A 24454-nucleotide genomic window follows, 5' to 3' on the forward strand; every position below is an offset into this window, starting at 1 on the left:
GATCGGGCGCACTAGGCGCCCGTTTCTTCAGTCTGGGCCGAGCACGCGTTCTTCGCGGGCAATCGACCAATCAATCAGTATACGCCAGAGCTTTTCGGCAAGATCGGGGTCCATACCCAACTCATCCGAGCTCTTGCGGACGCGCTGCACCACATCTTCGACACGTTCCGGGATGCGGGCTGGCAGGCCCTCGCCGGGTTTCAGCTGCGACGCGCGGTCGATATAGGTTGCGCGCGTTACCAGCAATCCAATCAATTGGCGGTCCAGCTTGTCGATCTGAGGCCGCAATTCCTGCATCGAATGACAGTCTTGCGGAGGTATCAGAGTGGGCATTTTGGTCTCCTGCGGCCCGGGGATATCCCCGGACCACGAGATGTCTTATTTGAGCGCTTAGAACAAGCCCTCGATCTCACCTGCGTCGTTAAGGCAGATGGTTTCGGCGGCCGGTTTGCGCGGCAGACCGGGCATGGTCATGATCTCACCGCAGACAACGACGATGAAACCGGCACCAGCGGAAAGGCGAACCTCACGCACCGGAACCGAGTGTCCGGTAGGCGCGCCGCGCAGGGTTGGGTCGGTCGAGAACGAATACTGGGTTTTCGCCATGCAGACCGGCAGATTGCCATAGCCTGCTTCTTCCCATTCGCGCAGCTGGTTGCGGATCTTGTTGTCGGCCAGAACTTCGTCGGCGCGATAGATACGCTTGGCGATGGTTTCGATCTTCTCGAACAGCGACATGTCGTCTGGGTAGATCGGTGAGAAGTTCGCGGCACCATTTTCGACGATTTCGACAACTTTTTCGGCCAGAGGCGCAGAGCCATCCGAACCCAGCTCCCAGTGACGCGACAGGATTGCCTCAACACCATGCTCGCCGCAGTAGTCCTTGACCGCCTGAACTTCGTCATCGGTGTCGGTGACGAAGTGGTTGATCGCGACGACAACCGGAACACCGAAGGATTTGACGTTTTCGATGTGGCGACCCAGGTTGGCACAACCTGACTTCACAGCGTCAACGTTTTCCGCACCCAAGTCAGCCTTGGCCACTCCGCCATTCATTTTCATCGCGCGCACGGTGGCCACCAGCACCACTGCCGACGGAGCAATACCCGCCTTGCGGCACTTAATGTTCATGAACTTCTCGGCACCGAGGTCAGCACCAAAGCCCGCTTCGGTGACAACATAGTCGGCCACTTTCAGAGCGGTTTTGGTTGCGATGACTGAGTTACAGCCGTGCGCGATGTTCGCGAACGGGCCGCCGTGGACGAAGGCCGGGTTGTTTTCCAGCGTCTGCACCAGGTTCGGCTGCATAGCGTCTTTCAGCAGAACGGTCATAGCGCCTTCTGCCTTGATGTCGCGGCAGTAAACCGGGGTCTTGTCGCGGCGGTAAGCAACGATGATATCGCCCAGACGCTTTTCCAGATCTTTCAAGTCGTTTGCCAAGCAGAGGATTGCCATGACTTCGGACGCCACAGTGATGTCAAAACCTGCCTCACGCGGGAAACCATTCGACACGCCGCCCAGAGACGCCGTGATCTGACGCAGAGCACGGTCATTCATGTCGACGACGCGGCGCCATGCAACGCGGCGTGTGTCGATTTCTTGCTCGTTGCCCCAATAGATGTGGTTATCGATCATCGCCGACAGCAGCGAGTGGGCCGAGGTGATGGCGTGGAAGTCACCTGTGAAGTGCAGGTTCATCTCTTCCATCGGAACAACCTGCGCGTAACCGCCACCCGCGGCGCCGCCCTTCATGCCGAAGTTCGGGCCAAGCGAAGCTTCGCGGATACAGATCATCGCGTTCTTTCCGATGCGGTTCAAGCCGTCGCCCAGACCTACTGTGGTGGTGGTCTTGCCTTCACCTGCGGGGGTTGGGTTGATCGCGGTCACCAGGATCAGCTTGCCGTCTTCGCGGTCCTGTACCGAGTTGATGAAGTCCTGGCTGACTTTGGCCTTGTCATGGCCGTAAGGCAGCAGATCATCGCTGGAGATACCCAGCTTCGCGCCGATTTCCTGAATCGGCTTTTTGTTCGCCTCGCGGGCAATCTCAATGTCGGATTTGTAGCTCATTGGGCAGGGTCCCTGATTGAATTCCGTGCAAAACCGACGCACGGGCGTCGGCGCTGCGCAACATATACTGATGTACACAACACTGATGGCTAAGGATTCCGACATTTTCATGCCGCGAAACGGCGTTGCGAGAAATCGTAATGCGCAAATCGGAAACGGATTGAACCTATGGGTTCCAAAGGGGCTGATCCGGCACAAACAATTGCATCTTGTCGCCGCGTTTCAGAGCCCCCGGGCGTTCGACCCAAGCCGTTATCCCGCGTCGCCCTTTGGCCGCAGGTTTGAATGCCGCCCCGTATCCAGTGTGATCCGCCTCGATCTCACGGCCCGGAAGAACGCAGGGGGCATTTTCCATGTCCACAGTGATCGTTAAACCGCTCTCGGCCTGCAACCGCGAAGATGGAGGGATATGAGAGAAATCGGGAATGCCCTTCAGGACAATCGAAGCCCCAAGGTAAGACGGATCAAGCGTTGCCAACTCCATCTCAGCCGCAATATCACCCAATTCCTCTGCCGACAGCACTGACAGTTGCCGCACATTCCGGATCTCGGTGCCCTTTGGATAGAGATTCGCTACCCGAACACAGGACGCCCTATTGAGCCCCTGATGCCGTTCCCCCTGAACGCCATCGAAGCTCAGGTCCAAAACATTGACAGGCTTGGCCCGCAAAGACTGGCCTGCTGGCACATGGCCCAGCCATACTACCTCGGCCGAATATTCAGTTTCACATAAGAACGGCATGAGATGCCCCCATTCATCTGCAGGTTTGTAGGCATAATGCCCGGCAACGCCCTGATGAAAAGAGAAAACCCGGAGGCTGGCTCCGGGTTTTGCAATTATGCGGTGGGTTCTGGTTCCATCCCGCCATCTGGCGGCGATTTCTTGGACTTGGTCTTCGGGATGGCAGTTACGCTGGGAGCGTTGCCCTCATCGGGGCTGTCACCCTCATCATCGCTTTCGGTGGGCGGTTCGCCATTCATGACGCGCTTGATCTCATCGCCGGTCAGGGTCTCATACTCAAGCAGGCCTTGCGCCAGTCGCTCCCATTCCTCGTTCTTGTCGGTCAGGATCTTGTGCGCGCGTTCATAGCCTTGCTGGATCAGGCGCTTTACCTCTTCTTCGATCAGCTCTTTGGTATGAGCCGATACCGAGAACCCGGCGGTGTTGCCCTGATAGCCTTCATGCGCCTCGGCATAGTCGATGTTGCCGACCTTGTCCGACATGCCCCAGCGCATCACCATGGCGCGGGCCAACTGGCTGGCCTGCATGATATCGCCCGCAGGGCCGTTCGACACGTGATCTTCGCCGTATTTAATCACCTCGGCGGCCTTGCCTGCCATAGTCATGGCCAGCTTCTGCTCACACTCATCGCGGTGATAGTTCAGACGATCCATTTCGGGCAGTGACACAACCATACCCAGCGCACCACCGCGCGGAATGATGGTCGCCTTATAGACCGGATCGCACAGCGGCAGTTCCAGACCCACAACGGCATGGCCGGCCTCGTGATAGGCGGTTTTCTCCTTCTGGTCCTGCGTCAGCACCATCGAACGGCGCTCGGCCCCCATCATCACCTTGTCTTTGGCGTTTTCAAAGTCCTCCATGGTGACAAAGCGACGACCGACGCGAGCGGCCATCAATGCGGCCTCGTTCACGAGGTTCGCCAGATCAGCACCCGAAAAGCCCGGCGTGCCGCGCGCGATGATGCGCAGATCGACATCGGGACCCAGAGGCGTCTTGCGCGCGTGAACGCCCAGAATTTTTTCACGGCCTTTGATGTCGGGGTTGCCGACGGTCACGTTACGGTCAAACCGGCCCGGACGCAGCAGCGCGGGGTCCAGAACGTCCTTCCGGTTGGTGGCAGCCAGAATGATCACGCCTTCATTGGCCTCGAAACCGTCCATCTCAACCAGCAGCTGGTTGAGGGTCTGTTCGCGTTCGTCGTTTCCGCCGCCATAGCCAGCACCACGATGGCGCCCCACGGCGTCAATTTCGTCGATGAAGACGATACAAGGCGCGTTCTTCTTGGCTTGTTCGAACATGTCACGCACACGCGATGCACCAACACCAACGAACATTTCAACGAAATCGGAACCCGAGATCGTAAAGAACGGCACACCCGCCTCGCCCGCAATCGCACGGGCAAGCAGCGTCTTACCAGTGCCCGGAGGGCCAACCAGCAGCGCGCCTTTGGGAATCTTACCGCCCAAACGCGAAAATTTCTGCGGGTTGCGCAGGAATTCCACGATCTCTTCCAGCTCTTCCTTGGCCTCGTCGATGCCCGCAACGTCGTCGAACGTCACCCGGCCATGCTTTTCGGTCAGCATCTTGGCCTTGGACTTGCCAAAACCCATCGCGCCACCTTTGCCGCCACCCTGCATCCGGTTCATAAAATAGACCCAGACACCGATCAGCAGCAGGAAGGGCAGCAGCGTGATCAGGAACGACTGGAAACCCGATTGCTGCTGTTTTTCAGCACGTACGGGGATGTTCTTGTCGATCAGCAGCTTCGTCACCTCGGCATCGGTGGGTTTGATGGTGACAAAGTCCTGATTCTCATTCGTGCGATAGCGGATCTGTTCGCCATCCAGCGTGACGCTGGTGACGTCTCCGGCGTCCACGGCGCTGACGAATTCGGAATAGGTACGTTCATTGTTCTGAAGCGACCCGCTGGGTCCACTGAACAGGTTGAACAGTGCCAGGATCAGCAGAAACAGAACGACCCAGAAGGCGATGTTGCGAGCGTTGCCCAAGGAAAATCTCCCGAAAGGTTTCGGCAGGTGGGGACCTGCCGGGGTTGTTCCTTAAAATAGAGAGGATTGTGGCAGGTTCAATGAGATAAAATCACCGCATCGAAGTCGGACCTTTCTGGAAGCAGTTCGGCCCGCCATTCGTTTGCAAAACCGGCCAGAGGTGCAGCCAGTAGAGTGCCTTCGGCCCAGACCGAGGGCGTCGACAACACTGCAGCGCGAGGTTTGCCCACAGAGCGCCAGTTTTCCAGCTGCAATATACCATCCTCACCAAGCGCCCGGATTTCCGCAACTTCAGTTTTTGGCCCGGACATAATCCAACGCCTGTCCCAAGGTTCTGAGGCGCGCGCGAGCTGATTGCTGACGGCGTTTAGCTCTCTGCAAATCCAAGTTTTTTTGCCTTCCGGGATTAAAATGCATCCCCCCAGGGTGGCCGTCTGAGCAGACGAAATCGCATCCAGCACTTGATCCACCGCTTTGTGTCGCGGCGGGTATTCTCCCCCTGCGATCCATGAAACAGACGCGGTCACAAGCCGACGACGGATTTCTTCGGGCAGAGTTTCGAAACCTTCGCGATCAATGCAAAGATCGCCATCCGTCACCGTCATGCACCGGAAAGCGGATTCTTGCGCGTATTGCGCCAATGCTTCACGCGCTTGTGCCATATTTTCAGCGACCCGTGATAATGACCCTGCCGTGATCCCGATTTGATTTAATCCTAACAGGGCCTGGCGGGCTTTGATCCGGTCAAAACGAGGGTCCTGATTCGACGGATCATCAATCCACGAAATACCTTGCGCAGTCAGATATTCCCGAAGATCGGAGCGTGTCGTGGACAGCAATGGGCGCAGCAATGTGACCCGACCTTCTTTTCGCGATACAGCCATGGCCGAAAGCCCCGAAACGCCCGAAGCACGGGCCAGCCGCATCAGTACCGTTTCAGCCTGATCATCCTCCGTGTGGCCCAGCGCAACTGCCTCTAGGCCCTTCGATTCGGCCCACGCGACCAGCAACCGGTATCTCGCACGCCGCGCCTGATCCTGCAGATTTCCGGATCCATCCCACCCCTGCCATTTCAGCGTTTCATGAGGAATGCCTAAGCGCTGCGCCAGTGTCGCGACGGCCAAGGCCTCTGAGGCAGATTCAGCTCGCAGACCGTGATCAACGGTCGCCGCAAACAGCTCGATCTGCTCTTGTCGCGCGATATCAAACAGCAAATGCAACAGGGCGGTCGAATCGCTGCCCCCTGATACCGCCACCCCCAGCCGGCGCGGTGGTGGATCCGGCAGACCCGCCCGCAGATTTGCCCGAAGCGTATCGGCGTCAGAGGTCAAGAACAGCCCAGCGTTGCCATTTCCTGTGTGGCCGAAGCAGCTGGTGCCGATGCCGGAAACCGAACGCCAACTTCGCCGAGAGTTATGCAAGCCTGATCGGTTTGGCCCAGCTGTCCAAGCGCCGCGCCCAACTCAAACAACGCCTCGGGTGCCAGAGGCCCTTCGGAGTCGCCCGTGAAGCTGGCCAGAAAGGCGCGCGCCGCTTCGCGTGTATCGCCCACCCCTTTCAGCGCCTGCCCGCGCCGCAGGTTGGCTTGGCTCGCCAGCGGGCTGCCCGGATAGGACTGGTCGAATTGCGCAAACAGATCGGCCGCGGTCTGGAAATCTCCATCCACCAGGGCCTGCGAAGCGGCATCAAAATCCGCTTGTTCACCGACTGCAAGCTCACCCTGATCAGTGACCGTGGGTTGCGTAGGGTTGGGGGTGGGTGCCACAGCCACATCGGTCGATGTCTCACCACCCAGCGTTGAGGTTTCACCCAACGCGCTCAGATCACCGCCTTCAAGTTCAACCAGACGAAACTCCAAATCACCGATACGGTTGGTGCCATCGGTCACGACATTCTGCACCCTTTGGTTCAACTGCTCGGTCTGGCGTGTCAGGCGCTGCAATTCTGCCTCGATCGCATCAACGCGCTCAAGCACGGAACTGCCAGACAGGTTTGGCGCGGGGGACCCAGTGGTTGAAAACTCGCGCTTGAGACGCTGAATTTCCACATGCAGCACGGTTAATTCCTGACGGATATCCGCCAAAGTCTGCTGATCCTGTGCCTGTGCCATACCAGCGACGGTCACGACCGCCGCCAGAACCAAACCTGCAATTCGCATCATCTTACCCCAAGGTTGAACCGGTCAGCACCGTCACCGCGCGGCGGTTTTTCGAATAGCAATCCTCGGTGCTGCAAATTTCGATCGGGCGTTCCTTGCCATAGCTGACGGTGGTCAACCGGTTGCCTGCCACCCCGCGCGAGATCAGATACTCCCGCGCCGCATTGGCCCGACGAGCTCCAAGCGCAAGGTTGTATTCGCGCGTGCCCTGCTCGTCCGCATGGCCTTCGATATTGGCGACAAAATCCGGATTGGCGAGCAGCCAATCGGCCTGCCCTTGCAGAATCGTCTGCGCCTGCGGGCTGAGCGTGGACTGATCGACCGCGAACAGAACCCGGTCACCAACTGTTTGCTGGAAATAGGCTGGCGAACGCGGATCACTGGGTGAGCCCGGAACCAGTGCGCCGCTGCCACCAGCGCCGCCACCCAGAGCCGACGGATCATTATTGGAACAGGCCGCAATCAGGGTCAGCGCCCCAATTGCCGCGACTTTGCTCAACAGTTTCATCTCAAGTGCCTCGTGTTTCGTTGTTTATTGCCGCGCTTCTATCACATTGCGGGTTTGTTGTGAACTTTACCTGCGGTCTGTTCCAATCAATTCTGCAGTGGCCCCCAAGACGGGTCGCTACCGCCATCCGGCGTTCTAACAGGACGCAAGTTACGGCCCGAAATATCCACAGAGTAAAGCGTCGATCGACCGCTTGCCCCCTGAGTTTCGCGGGTGAACATTATGACCCGCCCGTTTGGCGACCAAGTGGGACCTTCGTCCAGGAACGAGGCGGTCAAAAGGCGCTCTTCGCTGCCATCTGTGCGCATAACACCGATGTGGAAGCGACCTTTGTTCTGCTTGGTAAAGGCAATCAAGTCACCACGCGGAGACCAGACCGGCGTGCCATAGCGGCCTTGCCCAAAACTGATCCGCGTTGCCTCGCCTCCGTTGGCGGGCATGATGTAAAGCTGCGGAGTGCCCGACCGGTCGCTTTCAAACACGATCCGACTGCCATCCGGCGCATAGCTTGGTGCAGTTTCAATCGCGGGCGTATTGGTCAGTCGCACGCTTTGGCCCGAGGCCAGATCCATTTTCCACAAATCCGTGTTTCCGCCTTGGGTCAACGAATAAACAATTGAACGACCATCCGGAGAGAAGCGCGGTGAGAAACTCATGGTGCCTTCCTGCGTTTTCAACTCTTGCCGCTCCACGCGGCCGACATCCAGAACGTAAATACGCGGCTGACCGGTCTCGTAGCTGGTATAGAGCAACTGGTCGCCCGTCGGTGAGAACCGAGGCGCCAGAACAATCGCTGCGCTGTCGGTCAGATACTGCACATTCGCGCCGTCATAATCCATGATCGCCAACCGCTTGCGCCGCTGATCCTTAGGGCCGCTTTCCGACACGAACGCGACTCGGCTGTCAAAGTAAGCACCCTCGCCGGTGATCCGGGTATAGACCTGATCGGCCACCTTATGCGCCATGCGACGCCAGCCGTCGGTGGTGCCCGCAAACTGCAACCCATTGCCCAGTTCCTGACCCGAGAACACGTCCCAAACCCGGAACCGCACCGTCAGCCGTTTGCCCGAAACATTGACCGCCCCTGTCACCAGTGCCTGCGCGTTGATCGCTTTCCAATCGGCAAACTGCACCGGGGCATCAAAACTACTGACCCGGCTGATGAATGCATCCGACGAGATTTCGCGGAACAAACCCGTTCCCGTCAGGTCCGATACCACCACGCGCGAGATGTCTTGCGCATATTGTGCGGCCGAAGGTCCGTCCGGCACAAAGCTCGGTACCGCAAATGGCATCGGCTCGATGATCCCTTCATCGATTTCCAGACGCAGCGGGCCACTTTGGGCGTAGGCCGAGGTCGAAAGAAGGGTCAGGCCAATTAAGAGGCTGGTCAGAAGTTTCATCATTTGATCCGCATCCTCTCGGGATTGAATGTAATCTCAATATCCTGCCATTGATCGTATTTGTCAGCAGGTAGGTCATATCCTTTAGACCCACAGCGCAAAATTGCGCGGCGCGCGGCTTCGTAGGCTTGTTTTGCTGATGCGGCCGAGCCGCCTGTACTGTCGAGTAGCTGCAAACTGCCGCCAACCACTTTGCCATCTCTGGTCAACGAAAACCCGACAACAACCACGGTTTCCAGCGCATCCGTCGACAGGGACCCGACATTCCAACACCGCGACACCGCAACCCGCATCGCGTCTTTTTCACCGCTTGTCAGTGGTGGGCCCGAAGGTTCGGTGCCATTGCCCAATGCTTCGGCCAAGGCGTCATTTATCGCTTGCTCGTTTTGCGCAGGTTCAGTCGGCGCGGGCTCGGGCGTTTCTGCAACCTCAGGCTCTGGCTGGGGTGCCGGCCGGTTCGGGCGCACGCGCGGACGAGGAGAGGTTCGCGGGGCCGGATCTTCGACTTCTTCCGCCTCGGTCACAATCTCGGGCGCGGCCTCTTCCGGTGCCGTTTGATCTTGCTGTTCTTGTTGGATTTCCGCCCCTTCATCCAGCGAAACCGGAGGGGTTTCAATGTCATCCGGCTTGGCCTCGGGCGGAGGAGGAGCAATCTGCTCGGGCGCGATCTTATCCGCAGGGCTTGGTTCGGCCTCTGGGCCCGGAGGCGCAGGAAGCGCCGCCAGCTCAGGCTCGGGCTCTTCAAGCGTCGGAGGTTGTTCGATCAGTTCGGGCTCGGGCGGGACTTCCACCGTTTCCGGTTCCGGCTCGGGCTCAGGTTCCGGCTCGGGCTGGGCAACCGGCTCAGGTTCGGGCGTTTCTTCCGGCGTCGGGTCCAGTATTTCGATCTTATCAGGTTCTGCAGGCTGTTGCAGTTCAGCCGGGTCAGTCGGCACCTCGGGTGCCTCGCGTTGCGCGGTCATGGCCGCAAACTGCTCAGCCGAGATCACCGAGACATCCTGTACAGCCATCGGCAACGGCTCGGACCGGAAGGTCCCGCCGATCAGCGCCCAGCCAATCAGGCTGACATGCGCAATTGCCGAAATCTTGGTGCCGGTATCCACCGCGCAGCCTCACTCTCACCCTTCGTCCAGCGTTGGCCCGCCGGTATCGGTCACAAGGCCAACGTTGGAAAACCCGCCCGCGTTCAAAGCACCCATGACCTGCATCACTTGCGCATATGGAATCGCGCCGTCAGCACGCAAGAACACGCGGTCGCTGCTGCGCTCAGCTGCGATCGCGCGCAGCTTACCGATCAGTTCTTCGCGCAGCACATCCGTGGTCTGGATCTGCACGCGCCCATCTGCGGTCAAGGTCACGGTCAGCGGCTCTTCGTTGTCACCGGGTAAGGCACTTGCGGCAGTCTTGGGCAGATCGACAGGTACGCCGACGGTCAACAATGGGGCCGCCACCATAAAGATGATCAGCAACACCAGCATGACATCAACAAAGGGCGTCACGTTGATCTCGGCCATCGGTTGGGCGCGCCCGCGCCGCCGTCCGCGCCTGCGTCCGTTCCCGCCCGAGCTTTGCTGAACTGCCGCACCCATCGTCAGCTATCCAACTGACGCGACAGGATAGTGGCGAATTCATCGGCAAAGGCCTCGTAGCCGCCGACGATGCGGTCACTGTCTGCGCTGAGTTTATTATAGAATATCACCGCCGGGATCGCGGCCAGCAAGCCAAGACCGGTGGCCAGCAACGCCTCGGCAATACCCGGGGCCACAACGGCGAGGTTTGTGTTCTGCTGCTCGGCAATCTCGATAAAGGCATTCATGATGCCCCAAACGGTGCCAAACAGGCCGATAAACGGCGCTGTCGATCCGACAGTGGCCAGAATGGGCAACCCTTTTTGCAGACCCTCAGCCTCTTTCGCGATCGCCACGTCCATCGAGCGATCGATCCGCGCCGTCGCCCCTGCGATCAAGCCGCCATCGGTGCGGTGCGAGCGTCGCCACTCGATCATCCCCGCCGCGAAAATCTTTTCGGAACTGCCATCGGGCTGGGTTCCGATCTGCTCGAACAGCTCATCCAGCGGATTGCCAGACCAGAAGCTTTCATCGAATACCCGCGCCTCGCGCCGCGCGGCTCGGTAGTTGATCAGTTTCTGAATGATAATGCCCCAGGACCAGATGGATGCACCGATCAGCATCAACATCACCAGTTTGACGATAAAGGTCGCGCGGGCATACAGCCCCCACATGGAGAAATCGATCTCCTGCGCCAGCGCCAGCGTTTCAGCTTCCATGAACCTGCTCTTTGTTTTGCCTGATGGCCATTTGGCCTTGTTTTGCCAAACGCTAACGCAGATGGAGATGAAAAGCCAACAGAACCACCCCGGAGGCTGAAAATGTTACATCAATGCGCGAATCTCTGCCGGAAGACGAACGGGCTTACCCTGCGCATTCATGCAGACAGCCGTTACCTCGGCGCGGAAAATCTCGGTCTCGCCACGCTTGACCAATTGCGACATTGTCAACCGAGCGCCCGATAGCGAAACCATCTCGGTCTCGACCATCAGCTCGTCTTCAAACCTAGCGGCGGCGAGATAATCCGCCTCGATCCGCCGCACGACCCAGACAATGCCTGCGTCCCGCATCGCGTTCTGATCATTACCCAGTTTACGCACCCAGTCCGACCGGGCGCGTTCGATGAATCTCAGATAATTTGCGTGATAGACCACGCCTCCCATGTCGGTGTCTTCGTAATAAACACGGACCGGGTAGTGATGCTTCATTGCGACGGCTCCAATCTGGCGAACAAGCGCAGCGCATGAGAGGGATCCTGCGCGGCACCGGGCAGAACAGGATCGTAGGCGGCGCGGATCAAGGCCGCAATATCAGGCCGCAAGATCGTCGCGTCACCAGCAATCGCCAGAGGTGAGGCGCTGCGAAAAGCTGTGTCGGACCAAAGCAGGATCGTTTGTACAACCTGGCTTAACGCCAGCGTTTCTGCCGGCACTTTCGACAGCTCTTTGTCCATGCGCAAAAACACAAATGCCGCGCGGATGGCGCCGTCTTCTTCGAACCGGAAAATGCGATACTGATTGGCATCGGCAGCCACCAGCCGGTCAACCAGTGGGGCCAGATCCGGGATCAGGCGATCCAGATCGGGCACGTCCAACAATTCCTGCCACTCACGGAAGAAGAACACCATGCAATTGGCACCCAGTTCGGGATCCGTCTCGGCCATCTTGTGATTTGCCAGAGTGACAACCGCCTCGAACGCACCTTTTACGGTCGACAGCGTTTCATCCTCGACACCAAACACGATGGGCACGATGGGTCTGCCCCAGCGCGCAAACAGAAACTCACCGCTATCGCGTGTGAACAGCGCCTCAATCTCATCGGGTGTCACGCCCCAGTCCTTCTTCTCGATTTAGATACGACCGCCTGAGGCTTAAAATCTAATGCGCCCCACTTCAACCAAACAGATCGCTCTGTCCTTTGGGTGCAGCCATCCCCAGATGCGTCCATGCCTTTTGCGCCAGCATCCGTCCGCGCGGAGTGCGCTGGATCAGGCCTTGCTGCAGGAGATAAGGCTCGATCACCTCTTCCAGCGAATCCCGGCTTTCGGACAACGCCGCCGAGAGTGTTTCAATCCCTACTGGCCCGCCCGCATAGTTCTCGGCAATCAGCTTCAAATACCGGCGGTCGGCCCCGTCCAGACCAAGGTTATCGACCCCCAGCCGGGTCAGTGACCCATCCGCCAAGTCGCGCGTAATCCGCCCATCGCCTTCAACAATGGCAAAATCCACCACGCGTCTCAGCAGACGACCGGCGATCCGTGGTGTTCCACGAGACCTGCGCGCGATCTCACGCGCGCCTTCGTCATCCGCAGGTGCGCCCAGTTTGCGGGCATTGCGGGTGACGATCTCGTGCAACTCGTCGACCGTATAGAACTGCAGCCGGGTCGGGATGCCAAACCGATCGCGCAACGGCGTGGTCAGCAACCCCATCCGCGTTGTCGCCCCGACCAGCGTAAATGGCTGCAGCTCGATCCGTACAGTCCGCGCCGCCGGACCTTCACCAATGACAAGATCCAGCTCGAAATCCTCCATCGCGGGGTACAGCACCTCTTCGACCGCCGGGTTCAGACGGTGAATCTCGTCGATGAACAAGACATCCCGCGATTCCAGATTGGTCAGAATCGCCGCCAAATCCCCCGCCTTGGCCAGAACCGGCCCCGAGGTCATGCGGAAATTCACTCCCAACTCGCGCGCCATGATCTGCGCAAGCGTGGTCTTACCCAATCCAGGTGGACCATGGAACAGCGTGTGATCCATCGCCTCACCGCGTTGGCGGGCCGACTGGATGAAGATGCGTAGGTTGGCCCGCGCCTCGGCCTGACCAATGAATTCATCCAGCCCCTGCGGGCGCAGGGCGCGGTCATTGTCCTCGGGCATCGGTTCGGGTCGCAGGGCGGGATCAGCGTCTACCATTCAGTTACCCTTTCACTCAGCCCTTGGGAGCCAGTAGCTTCAGCGCGGCGCGTATCAGATCGGCCTCGCCCGCATCTGGCATATTAGCCGCTGCCTCGGCCACGGCCGATGCCGCCTCGGACGGTCCATAGCCCAGATTGCCCAACGCCGACAGCGCATCCGCAGAAGCAGCGCCCAAGGTCGGTTTGGCCACCCGTTTCGGAACAGGCGCAGGCTCGGTCGTCTCAACTACTTCAAGTGCCGGGCCATCCATCGCTTCGGTCACCGTGCCGCCCATCGCCATCACACCCGGGGCCTTGTCCTTGAGGTCAAGCACGATCCGTTGCGCGGTCTTGGGGCCGACACCCTTTGCGGCCTTCACGGCCCCCCAATCACCCAAGGCAATCGCGCGGCTGACACCATCGGGCCCCAGCGCACTAAGAATGGCCAGCGATACCTTCGCACCCACACCCTGAACCGAGCACAGCAGACGGTGCCATTCCTTCTCGACCAAGGACAGAAAACCATAAAGCTGCATCAGGTCTTCGCGCACGACCATATCGGTGTAGATTGACATTACCTCACCCACCCCCGGCAGGGCCGCCATGGTCCGGTCCGAGCAATAGACGATATAGCCGACCCCCCGCACGTCGATCAGAACGTGATCCGCCGCGCGGTAATCCAGCCGTCCAGTGAGCTTGCCGATCATGCGCGTACCTCTTTCATCCGAGCCTGCGGTGCGGCGCCATAGTAGGAATGGCAGATGGCAATCGCCAACGCATCCGCAGCATCCGCCCCTTTGGGGGAACAACCGGGCAGTTGAAGTTTGACCATATGCAGAACCTGCTCTTTTTCGGCGTGGCCGACGCCCACCACCGTTTTCTTGACGCGGTTGGGGGCGTACTCGCCAACCGGCAAACCCGCCTGCGCAAGCGTCAGAAGCGCAACACCACGCGCCTGACCCAGTTTCAGTGTACCGGCCCCATCTTTGTTGACGAAGGTCTGTTCAATTGCCGCCTGATCTGGATTGTGCTCGGCGATGACTTCGACGATTTGATTGTGTAGCGACAGCAGCCTTTCCCCCAGATCATCACCATCGGATTTGCACAATCCATTCGCAACGTGGCTCAGGCGGCTGCCATGCGATTCGATGACGCCCCATCCCAAGGTTCTAAGCCCTGGATCAATGCCCAGAATTCGCATGTTTTGTCTCGGCCTGCTCGGGTTTGTGTGATCTTTTTTCATCGACTAGCACGAAGCGTGAACATTTTCCAAGGAAATCAACTCAGGGTCCAAAACCGACATTCATGTCGCCTCCGGTTCCTCGCGGCCTGTTTGCGACCGGGTTAGGTTCGTTTTCGACGCTTTTCCGATCGAACTTTAACCAATGATTTAAGGGGTTTTCATCAATTTCGAGCGTTGCAAAAAATGCATAGGACACATGCAATTTCTGCGCTTGCGCACGGCGAAACTCATCACTAGATGCCGCTCAGATCGCAAGATCAGAGTTTAACACAAACCAGAAGGAAACAGGATATGGCTGCACTGGATACCACCCGCACCACCACTGGCTCATTCGGCCTCGTCGGCCGTATCGGCGCACTTTTTGCATCGGTTGTAAACGCCGTTGTTGAATGGAATGACGCCCGCGCAACCCGTAACGCGCTGAACGGTCTTTCTGACCGCGAACTGGACGATATCGGACTATGCCGCGGCGACATCGACGTTGTCGCCGAAGGCCGCCGTTACTGAGATAACGGACTACCGCATAAGCCCCTTCCTCCTCCCTGTGGGGCAAACAGAAACACCGCACGCCGTGAGGCATGCGGTGTTTTTATTAGGAGGGTGCAAGATATCCGGTTAGAACCATACCTTGTTCAGTTGGCTCGAGAAAAACGCGGTCACCGGATCGGCCTGCATGATCCAGGCGCCCGCTTTCTCAACCGGCGTGCCCTGATTCAGGCTTTCAACACGCGTTTCGTACGCAGTCGGGCCAAGGTGAGACAGTAAAAAGGCCTTGAAGGCAAAGAAGCCAACCAAACACAGTAACAAAACCCTCGCTGGAACTGCTGAACGCATACGCTGTGGTTTCATCACCACCAGCCCGTCTGAGCGCAACGTGGCGCGATAGCCGCGGCTGAGTTTCTGGTGCTTTTTGTTCAAACGCGAGATGCGTTGATCGAATTCGAGTTGTTTTCCTGTCATGGCAGCCTCCGAAAACCGCCCCCCGAGTGCATTGAAAGACGGTAATTAGAGAATGCGACAAAAACGTGGCAAAAATCCACAAAACTCCCGTAAATGGCCTAAATTCAGCCCTGTTTGCTTAAGATTAGCGTCGCCCACTCACCAATCCGATCCTGGCGAACCAGATTGAAGCCGTTTTGGAGATAAACCGAGATCACGTCATCGGCCTGTTCATTGAGGATTCCCGATAGAATCGCTTGTCCCCCCCCCCGCAGGTTCGCCGAAATTTCAGGCGAAAGGGCCACGAGCGGACCTTTTAGGATATTGGCGAATATCAGATCGTAAGGCGCACGCGCCTTCAGATCCGGGTGATCGAAACCTGCCGCTTCAACGCATTTAACCGCACCCGCCATACCGTTCGCCCGAAGGTTGGCCTCGGCCACGTCGACGGCAACCTCATCAATGTCGCTGGCGACAATATCGCCCTCCCAGACCCGCGCTGCGGCCATCGCCAATACGGCGGTGCCACAGCCGATATCGGCAACCTTGCTGGCCGTGAACCCATCATCCAGAAGATGGTCCAAAGCCTTGAGGCAACCAAGCGTTGTCCCGTGGTGCCCCGTGCCAAAGGCCATCGCAGCTTCGATCAGCAGCGGAATGCGGCCTTCGGGCAGTTTGTCGGCATCATGGCTTCCATAGACAAAAAACCGACCGGCCTCGACCGGGGCTAGTTCGCGGCGGACATGGGCGACCCAATCCGTTTCGGGCAGTTCCGAGACCACAAAGGGCTTGGCCTCGAACGCGGCGGCCAGAACCGCCAGCGCGGTTTCATCCGGGGTTTCGGTAAAATAGCCGCCGACCTCCCACAGGCCCGAGCCATCCTCGACCTCGAACACGCCGACGCCGGTTGGTTCCGGGTCCAGCCGTTCCATCGCCTCGCCCAATCCTTCGGCGGCTTTCTTGCCGTTCAAAGTGGTCAGAGCAGTGAATGTTGGCATGGGGGCCTCCTGTTTCGATCGAAACAGCGCCTAGGGGCACCGACCGCCAAGGTCAAGCGGAGTCGCTTATTCGGCGGGCGCGGGGGCGTATTTCGACAGGATGGTTTCGTTGCCCGGTTCCGGATGACGCGGGATCAGTAGTGACAGCAGAAGCGAGATGATCGCCATTGCAGCGGCCAAACCAAACACTGCGCCGGGCGAAACGACCCATAGCAGACCTAAAAGTGCTGGCAGGAAAACAGCGGCGATATGATTTATGGTAAATGCCACCGCCGCAGTGGGCGCAATATCCGCCGGGTCGGCGATCTTCTGGAAATAAGTTTTCAAAGCCAACGCCAGAGCAAACAGCACATGGTCGATCACATAGAGAATCGCCGCCAGCAGCACGCCCCAGCTAAACCAGTAGATGCCGCCATAGGCTGCGAAAACGATGGCGAGCCCGGCATATTCAAAGATCAGAGTGCGGCGTTCGCCAAACCGCGCGACTGCCTTGCCCAGCAGCGGAGCCGCCATCATGTTGATCATAAGGTTGATCAGGTAAAGGCTGGTCAGTTCGTGTACTTCAAAGCCGAATTTCTCGACCATCATGAAACCGGCGAACACGACAAAAATCTGCCGCCGCGCGCCCGCCATGAACTGTAATGCATAATACAGCCAGTAGCGGCGGCGTAGGATCAGCTTCTTGGTTTGCGGCGTCGGTGCGTCGAATTGCGGGTAAGCAATCAAGCAAAACACTGCCAGCAAAGTTGTCACGCCGCCTGCCGCCATGAACACGAAGTTATAGGACAGGTCGAAGCGGTCCCATGTCAGGACGATCAAGCCATAGACCACAGCCGTCGCAGCCGAGCCCATAGCCACCAGCCAGCCAAGCACCTGCGGCGCACGGTCTTTAGGCAGCCATTGCAGCTGCAGTGACTGGTTCACCGTCTCATAGTAGTGAAACCCGATCGAGCTGAACAGCGTCACAAACAGCAGCCCGCCAAGGCTGGGAAACCAGGCCGTCACCGCCGTCGCCACGCCCAACATCATCAATGAGATCATGGCCAGTACCTGCTCGCGGATGAAAATGATCACCGCAATCACGCCAACGGCCAGAAAGCCCGGAATCTCGCGTACCGTGTGCAAAAGCCCGATATCCGCCCCGTCGAAGTTCGCCGCCTCGATGACGAAATTGTTCAGCAATGCACTCCACGCGTTAAACGCGATCGGCATGGTCAACGCCATCACGAACAAGAGCGTCATAGGGCGGCGCCAGAGCGGAAGACTCTGCGCCTCAGACAAGGGCATGGGTTTCAGCATGAGGATGCTCTACGCCCATTTGTACTTTTTGGCGAGGGGAAAGCGGCCGGCGCACAGCGGCTCTGCACTGATGCAGGGGTCAGTAGAAGCTTTGCGGATCGATATCCACGGTCAGGCGGATATCGCCTTTCAACTTCAACGGGGCGATCCAGCGGGCTATGGCGTCCTGAATAGGCGCACCTTTCGGGGCTTTGACTAACAGCCGGACGCGGTGACGCCCGCGTATGCGCGCGATCGGGGCTGGAGCAGGGCCAAATACCTGAGCACCAACATCGCGCAACGGCGCATCGTTGCGCGCCATGGCGTTGCCGATGTCGAAGACCGGCCCGACCTCGGGGCCAGACAGGACAATCCCGGCCATTCGACCATAAGGCGGCACCCCGGCGGCCTGACGCCCGGCGGCTTCAGCCTTCCAGAACCCTTCTTCATCGCCCGATAGAGTCGCCCGGATCACCGGATGTTCCGGCTGGAATGTCTGCAACAACGCCTGCCCCGGTTTTTCCGCACGACCTGCCCGGCCCGCTACCTGCCGCATCAATTGAAAAGTTCGTTCCGCCGCGCGCAGGTCAGCACCATGCAGGCTAAGGTCCGCATCGATCACCCCAACCAGCGTCAGCTTTGGAAAATTATGTCCTTTGGCCACGAGTTGCGTCCCGATAACGATATCCGCATCGCCTTCGGCAATCTCTTCGATCTTGGCCTTCAGGGCACGAGCCGAACCAAACAGATCAGAGCTGAGCATAGCGATTTTGGCTTCAGGGAACGCCGCCTCGGCTTCTTCTGCCAGCCGTTCAATCCCGGGTCCGACCGGTGCCAGTTTACCCTCGACCCCGCAGGATGGGCAGGCCTCTGGCATTGGCTTGGTCTCACCACATTGATGGCACATCAGACGCTTGAGGAACCGATGTTCAACCATTCGCGCGTCGCAATGATCGCAGGCAATCTGCTCCCCGCACGCCCGGCATAGTGTCACGGGCGCATAGCCACGGCGGTTGATGAACAGCAGTGACTGCTCTTCGCGTTCGATACGCTGTTGCACCGACTGCCGCAGCGAGGGGGAAATCCAAGTCCCGGCCTGCATCTGCTCGGCGCGCATGTCGATCGGCTTCATTTCGGGCAGGACTGCTGCACCAAAACGCGAGGTCAGGTCCAGCCGCTCGTATTTACCCGCCTCGGCATTGGCCCAGCTTTCCAGTGAAGGCGTCGCGCTGGCCAGAATCACCCGCGCTCCGCAGATGGCCGAACGCAGAACGGCCATATCCCGCGCACTATAATGCACCCCATCTTCTTGTTTGTACGAGGTGTCGTGTTCTTCATCGACAACTACGAGACCAAGATCACGAAATGGAAGAAACAGTGCTGACCGGGCCCCAACGACCAGTTGCGCATCACCCTGACCGACCATCCGCCAAACCCGGCGACGTTCGGTCATGGTCGCGCCCGAATGCCACTCAGCCGGACGCGCACCAAATCGCGCCTCGACACGGGTCAGAAATTCAGCCGTAAGCGCGATCTCGGGCAGCAAGACCAGTGCTTGCCGCCCCACGCGCAGGGCCTCGGCGACCGCCTCAAGATAAACCTCGGTCTTGCCCGAGCCCGTCACCCCTTTCAGAAGAGTCGTTCCATAATCTCCCGTCCGTTGCCCAGTCTGAAGCCGCATCACGGCCTCCGCCTGATCCTCGGTCAGGTCCTTTCCCGGCAATTCAGGATCAAGATGAGGATAGGGAAGATCACGCGGGCTGTCCTCTTCACGCACAGCGTTCTGTTTGACCAACCCCTTAATGACCGAAGATGTGACCCCCGCTTGCTCGGCCAGTTCCTTCAGCGTAAAGGCCAAGCCGCCATAGTCTCGCAAAACTTCAAGTACCCGCATTCGTGCGTCGGTCATTCGGTCCGGTTGACCACCGCCCAAACGATAAACCTTGCGCATCGAGGGCGGATCGCCCAACCCCGGCGCGCGCGTTGCTAGCCGCAGCATCGCAGGCATCGGCGTCAGGGTGTAGTCAGCCACTTTCCCCAGAAACACCCGCATTTCTTCACGCATCGGCGCGACCTCAAGCACCCGGTTCACCGACCGCGCCTTGGCCAGATCAAAACCACCCTGCCCCGGCCCCCAAACCACACCCAAGACTTTGCGCGGGCCCAAGGGCACCTCGACAAACGCCCCAAGAAAGCACCCGCCCTCGGGCGCTTTGTAATCCAACGTCCGGTCCAGCGGCTGCGTGGTCAGCACCGCAACCAGCTCTCCTTCGTCGAAAAATCCGTTAGCGCTCACGGCATATCCTTCGCAGGGGGTTCCAGCATGGGTCTCTTTGAGGTAAAGCCATCCGCGACCAAGGCCAACCCATCAAAGGACTGCCCTCATGAAATTCTTCGTAGACACCGCCGAAATCGACGCCATCGCCGAACTGAACGATCTGGGCATGGTGGACGGCGTAACCACTAACCCCTCGCTGATCCTGAAATCGGGCCGCGACATTCTGGAAGTCACCAAAGAGATCTGTGATCTGGTCGACGGCCCCGTCTCGGCCGAAGTTGTCGCCACCGAGGCCGACGACATGATCGCCGAAGGCCGTAAGCTGGCCAAGATCGCGCCCAACATCGCAGTCAAAGTGCCGCTGACATGGGCCGGTTTGAAAACCTGTAAAACACTGACCGACGAAGGCCAGATGGTCAACGTGACCCTGTGCTTCTCGACCAATCAGGCCATTCTGGCCGCCAAGGCGGGCGCGACCTTCATCTCGCCGTTCATCGGACGTCTGGATGATATCAACCTCGATGGCATGGACCTGATCGCAGATATTCGCCAAGTTTATGACAATTACGGGTTCGAGACCGAAATCCTCGCCGCCTCGATCCGCACCGTAAACCACGTGACCGACAGTGCCCGCATCGGGGCTGACGTGATTACAGCACCTCCGGGCGTGATCAAAAAACTGGCCGACCACCCGCTGACCGACAAAGGCCTTGAAACTTTCCTGGCCGACTGGGCCAAGACAGGTCAGAAAATCCTCTGATCCCAAGCATTGCCGCGCGGTGCCATCAGGCACCGCGCCCGGCCCAACGGCAAAAGCTGATCTTTGATCAGCGCCGGGCAGGCGGGAGCGCCCGCTACAGCAGCGATGAAATTCGCCTCTCGCGTGCATTTTTCCCAAGGCAAATCCAGCAACCCATGTTATAAGCCCGCCAAACAAAAAAAACGACCGGACGGGACATGAGCAGCGATCCTAAACTCAAGGACAATCTCCGCGCCGCAATTCTGGCTGAGCCTGACGCCGTGCTGGATGACAAAGACCTGATGCAGGCCTTGGTGGCTGCAAATGAGCAGGCGCGTGGTGACAACGTTATCGACCTGCGCGGTATCGCCATGCAGCGGCTTGAGGCGCGTCTTGACCGCCTTGAGGACACTCATCGCTCAGTCATCGCGGCGGCGTATGAGAACTTGGCGGGCACAAATCAGGTGCATCGCGCCATTCTTCGCCTGTTGGAGCCAACCGTGTTCGAGGATTTCCTGCGCGCGCTAGGCAATGACGTGGCCGAAATCCTGCGAGTCGATCACATCACTCTGGTCCTCGAAACAACCGTCGTACGCGATGATCCGGTAGTGAACCAGCTCGGCGGCGTGCTGACTGTGGCTGAGCCCGGCTTTATCGATAGCTATCTGACCGCTGACCGCAACGGTCAGCCGCGCGAGGTTACCTTGCGCGAAATCCGCCATCCCAATCCGCAAGTTTACGGTAAACAAGCCGATCAGCTACGATCCGAGGCCTGCCTGAAACTCGATCTTGGCACTGGCCGCCTACCCGGCATGATTGTCATGGGCGCGCGCGATCCGAGGCATTTCTCACCTCAGCTTGGCACTGATCTTCTTGCCTTCTTTGCCGGCGTGTTCGAACGCTCTATGCGCCACTGGCTGTCGTGAGCCTGATTTCCCCAGCCTGCCGCGATGCTCTGCAGCATTGGCTGGACAGTCTGGGGGCGCTGGCGGGGCGGTCTGAAAATACGCTCAACGCCTATCGCGGCGACGTGACAGAATTCCTGTCCTTCATGACCTTGCATCACAGCGAGCGCCAAGGGCTGGCCGCGCTGGAACGCATCAGCGTTTCTGACATGCGGGCCTGGATGGCAGAGCAGCGAAATTCTGATGTCGGCGCGCGATCTCTGGCGCGCAAGCTTTCTGCCGTCAAAACCTTCTATCGCTGGTTGGCCGAACGCGAAGGGTTCGAACCTACTGCGGTGCTGTCCACCCGAGCGCCCAAATTTACCAAGAAACTGCCCCGACCTCTGGCCGAAGATGCCGCGCGCGCAATGATCGACACGGTCGAGCTACAATCCTCATCGGACTGGGTCGCTGCACGGGATGTTGCAGTTGTGACGCTCCTCTACGGGTGCGGGTTGCGGATTTCCGAGGCGTTGTCTTTGACCGGTGTGGACGCTCCTCTGCCAGAAACGCTGCGCATATCGGGTAAGGGCGATAAGGAAAGAATCGTACCGGTCTTGCCTGCCGCTCGGGCTTCGGTGGATCGCTATCTTCACCTCTGCCCACATCCGCAATCCCCTGATAAGGCGTTGTTCCGAGGTGTCAGGGGCGGCCCGCTCAACCCCGGAATCATTCAGGCTGTGGTCGCCAAGGCACGGATGCAACTTGGCCTGCCCGCGACGGCCACCCCACACGCGATGCGCCACAGCTTTGCTACCCATCTGCTGTCTGCGGGTGGTGACCTGCGCGCGATACAAGAGCTTTTGGGCCACGCCTCGCTTTCCACCACACAGACCTATACCGCAGTCGATACGGCCCGGTTGATGGAAGTCTATAACCGCACGCACCCAAAAGCCTGAAGCAAAGACCCTTTTTGCTTTGCATCTGCGCCTTGCTTCCGTCATGACACCACCATGACACTCAGATTCAAAGCGCTTTCCGTTCATCTCTTCACCGCTACAGGTGCCGTTTTCGCAATGCTCGCCATGTTGGCAGCAGTCGAAGAGAAATGGAGCCTGATGTATCTCTGGCTCGTTGTCTCGTTCATCGTCGATGGCATCGATGGCCCGCTGGCGCGGCACTATCACGTTAAGAAGAACGCACCCGAGTTTGACGGAGTCTTGCTGGACCTGATCATCGACTATTTGACCTATGTTTTCATCCCTGCCTTTGCCCTGTTCAAATCGGGTCTGATGGACGGTTGGACCGGCTGGTTCGCAATCATCGTCATCACCTTTGCAAGTGCGATGTACTTTGCGGATACACGTATGAAAACCAAGGATAATTCCTTCTCTGGCTTTCCAGGTTGCTGGAACATGTTCGTCATTGCGATCTTCGCCCTGGAGCCCAACTTCTGGGTCATCCTGCTGCTGGTCACCTTGCTGGCTGTCGCAATGTTCCTGCCGCTGAAATTCATTCACCCAGTCCGGACCGAGCGTTGGCGCACCCTGTCATTGCCTATGGCTTTTGCGTGGACATTTTTTGCAGGCTGGGCCGCCTGGGTCGACTTTCACCCCGAAAGCTGGGCCCATTGGGGGCTGGTGATCACCAGCTTGTATTTGGTCTCGGCCGGTATTGCGCAGCAGATCATTCCGCCGCGCAAGGCCCGGGATTACAAGACTTCCTGAACCTCAAACTCTGTCCCGTTATGGGTGAACACGTCACCCTCTTGCAGGCCAACCATAGCCAGATAGATCGGGCTTTGGGTCGAAATGCCCATGTAGGTTTTGCCGTCCACCTCAAACCGAGTCGTTGAGACACATACGACGAAGCGGCGATTGTTGAACTTGATTACGGCGCCGGGCTGCACCGTATCCGTGAGGCCAAAATCGGTGTTCTCGATCACGTCAATCTTGGCGTGATGCGCATGAACAGGCGCATCAAAGGCGGCCGCCAGATCTGCATTCTCGCGCGAGGCAGCGATGTCGTCCTTGTCATGCCCTTCTCGGTCATCCAACTGTGAGTCCTTAAGGAAGGCATCATAATGTGCCTGTGCGGTTGCCAGTTCCTGTTCTTCCAAAGACATCAGATGATCGATGATGGCTTTCTTACGTGCGGCGGGGTCTATCTGGCCGGTCATTCAATTCGGTCCTTCAAATTCACTATTCGATATAGGTTGGGGCCGTGCCGCTCCGATTGCAACAGATAAGTACCGATCAGATCAACAGGCTGGCAGCACCTTCGTGACGCAGCAGAGCCACTTTGGTCTCAACACCGCCGTGACCTGAAAACCCAACCATCTTCCCATCAGCACCCAGAACCCGGTGACAAGGAATAATTATTGGGATGGGATTTCCCCCGCATCCGCGCCCAACCGCCTGCGCCGAGTAGCCAAGGTCGTTAGCCAACTCGCCATAGGTGCGCGTATCACCAAATGGGATAGCATACATTGCATCGCACACCTGACGCTGAAATTCCGATCCCTTGATCCGGTAGGGCAGTTCGAACTGCTGCAAACGCCCTTCGTCATAGGCACGCAACTGCGCCGCCGCTTCTCGCAGAACCGGGGTGGCTAGACCTTCGTCACGGCCATTCCAGACAAGACGCGTGATGGCGCCGCTGGTCTCTTCGACACCAAGGCAACCAAACTGAGTTTCTACGGCGATCATCGGCATAAGAGAACGGTTGCAGATGTTTCACCACAC

The 24454-nt window shown here is 58.6% G+C and carries 27 protein-coding genes; 5 read left to right on the forward strand and 22 right to left on the reverse strand.

Annotated features, from left to right (window positions below; genetic code table 11):
- Positions 1-27 precede the first annotated feature (27 nt).
- The 16 genes from ACR0KC_RS06935 to ruvC form a co-directional block, all read right to left on the reverse strand.
- On the reverse strand, positions 28-333 hold the full coding sequence (locus tag ACR0KC_RS06935; RefSeq protein ID WP_170404363.1) for a chorismate mutase: 306 nt from the start codon (positions 331-333) through the stop codon (positions 28-30).
- A 57-nt stretch (positions 334-390) separates the two neighbouring features.
- Positions 391-2067 carry a formate--tetrahydrofolate ligase gene (locus ACR0KC_RS06940; protein ID WP_170397376.1) on the reverse strand — a complete coding sequence of 559 codons (1677 nt, stop codon included), beginning with the start codon at positions 2065-2067 and terminating at the stop codon, positions 391-393.
- Positions 2068-2233: 166 nt separating this feature from the next.
- Positions 2234-2809 carry an MOSC domain-containing protein gene (locus ACR0KC_RS06945; protein ID WP_170404368.1) on the reverse strand — a complete coding sequence of 192 codons (576 nt, stop codon included), beginning with the start codon at positions 2807-2809 and terminating at the stop codon, positions 2234-2236.
- A gap of 95 nt (positions 2810-2904) precedes the next feature.
- A complete protein-coding gene (gene ftsH / locus ACR0KC_RS06950) occupies positions 2905-4821 on the reverse strand; it encodes an ATP-dependent zinc metalloprotease FtsH (RefSeq protein ID WP_170424311.1) in 1917 nt (638 codons plus the stop codon).
- A 77-nt stretch (positions 4822-4898) separates the two neighbouring features.
- Complete coding sequence (gene tilS / locus ACR0KC_RS06955; protein WP_480705579.1) at positions 4899-6152, reverse strand: tRNA lysidine(34) synthetase TilS; 1254 nt, start codon at positions 6150-6152, stop codon at positions 4899-4901.
- Entirely contained in the window at positions 6149-6979 is an 831-nt protein-coding gene (gene ybgF, locus ACR0KC_RS06960; RefSeq protein ID WP_170404791.1) for a tol-pal system protein YbgF, read from the reverse strand. The genes tilS and ybgF overlap by 4 nt, the downstream gene beginning before the upstream one ends.
- A gap of 4 nt (positions 6980-6983) precedes the next feature.
- Positions 6984-7487, reverse strand: coding sequence for a peptidoglycan-associated lipoprotein Pal (pal, locus tag ACR0KC_RS06965; RefSeq protein ID WP_170397385.1), 504 nt, complete (start codon positions 7485-7487; stop codon positions 6984-6986).
- 86 nt (positions 7488-7573) lie between these two features.
- Positions 7574-8893, reverse strand: coding sequence for a Tol-Pal system beta propeller repeat protein TolB (gene tolB / locus ACR0KC_RS06970; protein WP_480705581.1), 1320 nt, complete (start codon positions 8891-8893; stop codon positions 7574-7576).
- Entirely contained in the window at positions 8890-9993 is a 1104-nt protein-coding gene (locus ACR0KC_RS06975; RefSeq protein ID WP_170424318.1) for a ribonuclease E domain-containing protein, read from the reverse strand. Before ACR0KC_RS06975 ends, tolB begins: the two co-directional genes overlap by 4 nt.
- A gap of 15 nt (positions 9994-10008) precedes the next feature.
- A complete protein-coding gene (tolR, locus tag ACR0KC_RS06980; RefSeq protein ID WP_170424320.1) occupies positions 10009-10479 on the reverse strand; it encodes a protein TolR in 471 nt (156 codons plus the stop codon).
- Between the two features lie 2 nt (positions 10480-10481).
- Positions 10482-11177: a protein TolQ gene (gene tolQ, locus ACR0KC_RS06985; protein WP_170736517.1), complete on the reverse strand. Its 696-nt coding sequence runs from the start codon at positions 11175-11177 to the stop codon at positions 10482-10484.
- 105 nt (positions 11178-11282) lie between these two features.
- Positions 11283-11666, reverse strand: a complete 384-nt coding sequence (gene ybgC / locus ACR0KC_RS06990; RefSeq protein WP_170404386.1) for a tol-pal system-associated acyl-CoA thioesterase — start codon at positions 11664-11666, stop codon at positions 11283-11285.
- Complete coding sequence (locus ACR0KC_RS06995; protein ID WP_480705584.1) at positions 11663-12286, reverse strand: hypothetical protein; 624 nt, start codon at positions 12284-12286, stop codon at positions 11663-11665. Before ACR0KC_RS06995 ends, ybgC begins: the two co-directional genes overlap by 4 nt.
- 64 nt (positions 12287-12350) lie before the next feature.
- Positions 12351-13370 carry a Holliday junction branch migration DNA helicase RuvB gene (gene ruvB / locus ACR0KC_RS07000; protein WP_170397397.1) on the reverse strand — a complete coding sequence of 340 codons (1020 nt, stop codon included), beginning with the start codon at positions 13368-13370 and terminating at the stop codon, positions 12351-12353.
- A gap of 16 nt (positions 13371-13386) precedes the next feature.
- Positions 13387-14058, reverse strand: a complete 672-nt coding sequence (ruvA, locus tag ACR0KC_RS07005; RefSeq protein ID WP_480705586.1) for a Holliday junction branch migration protein RuvA — start codon at positions 14056-14058, stop codon at positions 13387-13389.
- The gene (gene ruvC / locus ACR0KC_RS07010) at positions 14055-14552 is read right to left on the reverse strand and encodes a crossover junction endodeoxyribonuclease RuvC (protein ID WP_170404395.1); all 498 of its coding nucleotides are present in this window, start codon (positions 14550-14552) and stop codon (positions 14055-14057) included. Before ruvC ends, ruvA begins: the two co-directional genes overlap by 4 nt.
- 333 nt (positions 14553-14885) lie before the next feature.
- On the opposite strand from ruvC, the gene ACR0KC_RS07015 reads away from it, so the two are divergent.
- Positions 14886-15101 carry a DUF1127 domain-containing protein gene (locus ACR0KC_RS07015; RefSeq protein WP_170397404.1) on the forward strand — a complete coding sequence of 72 codons (216 nt, stop codon included), beginning with the start codon at positions 14886-14888 and terminating at the stop codon, positions 15099-15101.
- Positions 15102-15209: 108 nt separating this feature from the next.
- Here the strand turns inward: ACR0KC_RS07015 and ACR0KC_RS07020 are convergent, their stop codons facing one another.
- The 4 genes from ACR0KC_RS07020 to ACR0KC_RS07035 all read right to left on the reverse strand — a co-directional run bounded on the left by ACR0KC_RS07020 (position 15210) and on the right by ACR0KC_RS07035 (position 20105).
- Positions 15210-15554, reverse strand: a complete 345-nt coding sequence (locus tag ACR0KC_RS07020) for a hypothetical protein (RefSeq protein ID WP_170397406.1) — start codon at positions 15552-15554, stop codon at positions 15210-15212.
- A 104-nt stretch (positions 15555-15658) separates the two neighbouring features.
- The gene (locus ACR0KC_RS07025) at positions 15659-16531 is read right to left on the reverse strand and encodes a 50S ribosomal protein L11 methyltransferase (protein ID WP_480705589.1); all 873 of its coding nucleotides are present in this window, start codon (positions 16529-16531) and stop codon (positions 15659-15661) included.
- Positions 16532-16597: 66 nt separating this feature from the next.
- On the reverse strand, positions 16598-17830 hold the full coding sequence (locus ACR0KC_RS07030) for an MFS transporter (protein WP_170397410.1): 1233 nt from the start codon (positions 17828-17830) through the stop codon (positions 16598-16600).
- Between the two features lie 79 nt (positions 17831-17909).
- Positions 17910-20105 (reverse strand): primosomal protein N', encoded by a 2196-nt coding sequence (locus ACR0KC_RS07035; protein ID WP_480737243.1) that lies wholly within the window; start codon positions 20103-20105, stop codon positions 17910-17912.
- Between the two features lie 88 nt (positions 20106-20193).
- Here ACR0KC_RS07035 and fsa point away from each other — a divergent pair, with 88 nt between their 5' ends.
- From fsa to ACR0KC_RS07055, 4 genes are all read left to right on the forward strand, one after another.
- Positions 20194-20847, forward strand: a complete 654-nt coding sequence (gene fsa, locus ACR0KC_RS07040) for a fructose-6-phosphate aldolase (protein ID WP_170397415.1) — start codon at positions 20194-20196, stop codon at positions 20845-20847.
- Between the two features lie 197 nt (positions 20848-21044).
- Positions 21045-21752 carry a DUF484 family protein gene (locus tag ACR0KC_RS07045; protein WP_170397417.1) on the forward strand — a complete coding sequence of 236 codons (708 nt, stop codon included), beginning with the start codon at positions 21045-21047 and terminating at the stop codon, positions 21750-21752.
- Positions 21749-22669, forward strand: a complete 921-nt coding sequence (locus ACR0KC_RS07050) for a tyrosine recombinase XerC (RefSeq protein WP_170397419.1) — start codon at positions 21749-21751, stop codon at positions 22667-22669. The genes ACR0KC_RS07045 and ACR0KC_RS07050 overlap by 4 nt, the downstream gene beginning before the upstream one ends.
- 54 nt (positions 22670-22723) lie before the next feature.
- On the forward strand, positions 22724-23437 hold the full coding sequence (locus ACR0KC_RS07055; RefSeq protein ID WP_480705595.1) for a CDP-alcohol phosphatidyltransferase family protein: 714 nt from the start codon (positions 22724-22726) through the stop codon (positions 23435-23437).
- Here the strand turns inward: ACR0KC_RS07055 and ACR0KC_RS07060 are convergent.
- A complete protein-coding gene (locus tag ACR0KC_RS07060; RefSeq protein ID WP_170733273.1) occupies positions 23422-23889 on the reverse strand; it encodes a hypothetical protein in 468 nt (155 codons plus the stop codon). The two genes, ACR0KC_RS07055 and ACR0KC_RS07060, sit on opposite strands and share 16 nt — an antisense overlap.
- Positions 23890-23965: 76 nt before the next feature.
- Positions 23966-24424, reverse strand: coding sequence for a methylated-DNA--[protein]-cysteine S-methyltransferase (locus ACR0KC_RS07065; RefSeq protein ID WP_170397424.1), 459 nt, complete (start codon positions 24422-24424; stop codon positions 23966-23968).
- Positions 24425-24454: the final 30 nt, after the last annotated feature.

The organism is Ruegeria sp. CF3 (genome assembly GCF_056537365.1).

What these genes read in the sequence shown, in the direction of transcription:
- pal (WP_170397385.1), bottom strand. Translation starts at nt 7,487, where the DNA reads ATGAAACTGTTGAGCAAAGTCGCGGCAATTGGGGCGCTGACCCTGATT.
- ruvC (WP_170404395.1), bottom strand. Translation starts at nt 14,552, where the DNA reads ATGCGAATTCTGGGCATTGATCCAGGGCTTAGAACCTTGGGATGGGGC.
- ACR0KC_RS07055 (WP_480705595.1), top strand. Translation starts at nt 22,724, where the DNA reads ATGACACTCAGATTCAAAGCGCTTTCCGTTCATCTCTTCACCGCTACA.
- ACR0KC_RS06940 (WP_170397376.1), bottom strand. Translation starts at nt 2,067, where the DNA reads ATGAGCTACAAATCCGACATTGAGATTGCCCGCGAGGCGAACAAAAAG.
- ACR0KC_RS06945 (WP_170404368.1), bottom strand. Translation starts at nt 2,809, where the DNA reads ATGCCGTTCTTATGTGAAACTGAATATTCGGCCGAGGTAGTATGGCTG.
- ybgC (WP_170404386.1), bottom strand. Translation starts at nt 11,666, where the DNA reads ATGAAGCATCACTACCCGGTCCGTGTTTATTACGAAGACACCGACATG.
- ACR0KC_RS06935 (WP_170404363.1), bottom strand. Translation starts at nt 333, where the DNA reads ATGCCCACTCTGATACCTCCGCAAGACTGTCATTCGATGCAGGAATTG.
- ACR0KC_RS07025 (WP_480705589.1), bottom strand. Translation starts at nt 16,531, where the DNA reads ATGCCAACATTCACTGCTCTGACCACTTTGAACGGCAAGAAAGCCGCC.
- ACR0KC_RS07065 (WP_170397424.1), bottom strand. Translation starts at nt 24,424, where the DNA reads ATGCCGATGATCGCCGTAGAAACTCAGTTTGGTTGCCTTGGTGTCGAA.
- ruvB (WP_170397397.1), bottom strand. Translation starts at nt 13,370, where the DNA reads ATGGTAGACGCTGATCCCGCCCTGCGACCCGAACCGATGCCCGAGGAC.
- ACR0KC_RS07030 (WP_170397410.1), bottom strand. Translation starts at nt 17,830, where the DNA reads ATGCTGAAACCCATGCCCTTGTCTGAGGCGCAGAGTCTTCCGCTCTGG.
- tolQ (WP_170736517.1), bottom strand. Translation starts at nt 11,177, where the DNA reads ATGGAAGCTGAAACGCTGGCGCTGGCGCAGGAGATCGATTTCTCCATG.
- ACR0KC_RS07015 (WP_170397404.1), top strand. Translation starts at nt 14,886, where the DNA reads ATGGCTGCACTGGATACCACCCGCACCACCACTGGCTCATTCGGCCTC.
- ruvA (WP_480705586.1), bottom strand. Translation starts at nt 14,058, where the DNA reads ATGATCGGCAAGCTCACTGGACGGCTGGATTACCGCGCGGCGGATCAC.
- tolR (WP_170424320.1), bottom strand. Translation starts at nt 10,479, where the DNA reads ATGGGTGCGGCAGTTCAGCAAAGCTCGGGCGGGAACGGACGCAGGCGC.
- ACR0KC_RS07020 (WP_170397406.1), bottom strand. Translation starts at nt 15,554, where the DNA reads ATGACAGGAAAACAACTCGAATTCGATCAACGCATCTCGCGTTTGAAC.
- ACR0KC_RS07060 (WP_170733273.1), bottom strand. Translation starts at nt 23,889, where the DNA reads ATGACCGGCCAGATAGACCCCGCCGCACGTAAGAAAGCCATCATCGAT.
- ACR0KC_RS07045 (WP_170397417.1), top strand. Translation starts at nt 21,045, where the DNA reads ATGAGCAGCGATCCTAAACTCAAGGACAATCTCCGCGCCGCAATTCTG.
- fsa (WP_170397415.1), top strand. Translation starts at nt 20,194, where the DNA reads ATGAAATTCTTCGTAGACACCGCCGAAATCGACGCCATCGCCGAACTG.
- tolB (WP_480705581.1), bottom strand. Translation starts at nt 8,893, where the DNA reads ATGATGAAACTTCTGACCAGCCTCTTAATTGGCCTGACCCTTCTTTCG.
- ybgF (WP_170404791.1), bottom strand. Translation starts at nt 6,979, where the DNA reads ATGCGAATTGCAGGTTTGGTTCTGGCGGCGGTCGTGACCGTCGCTGGT.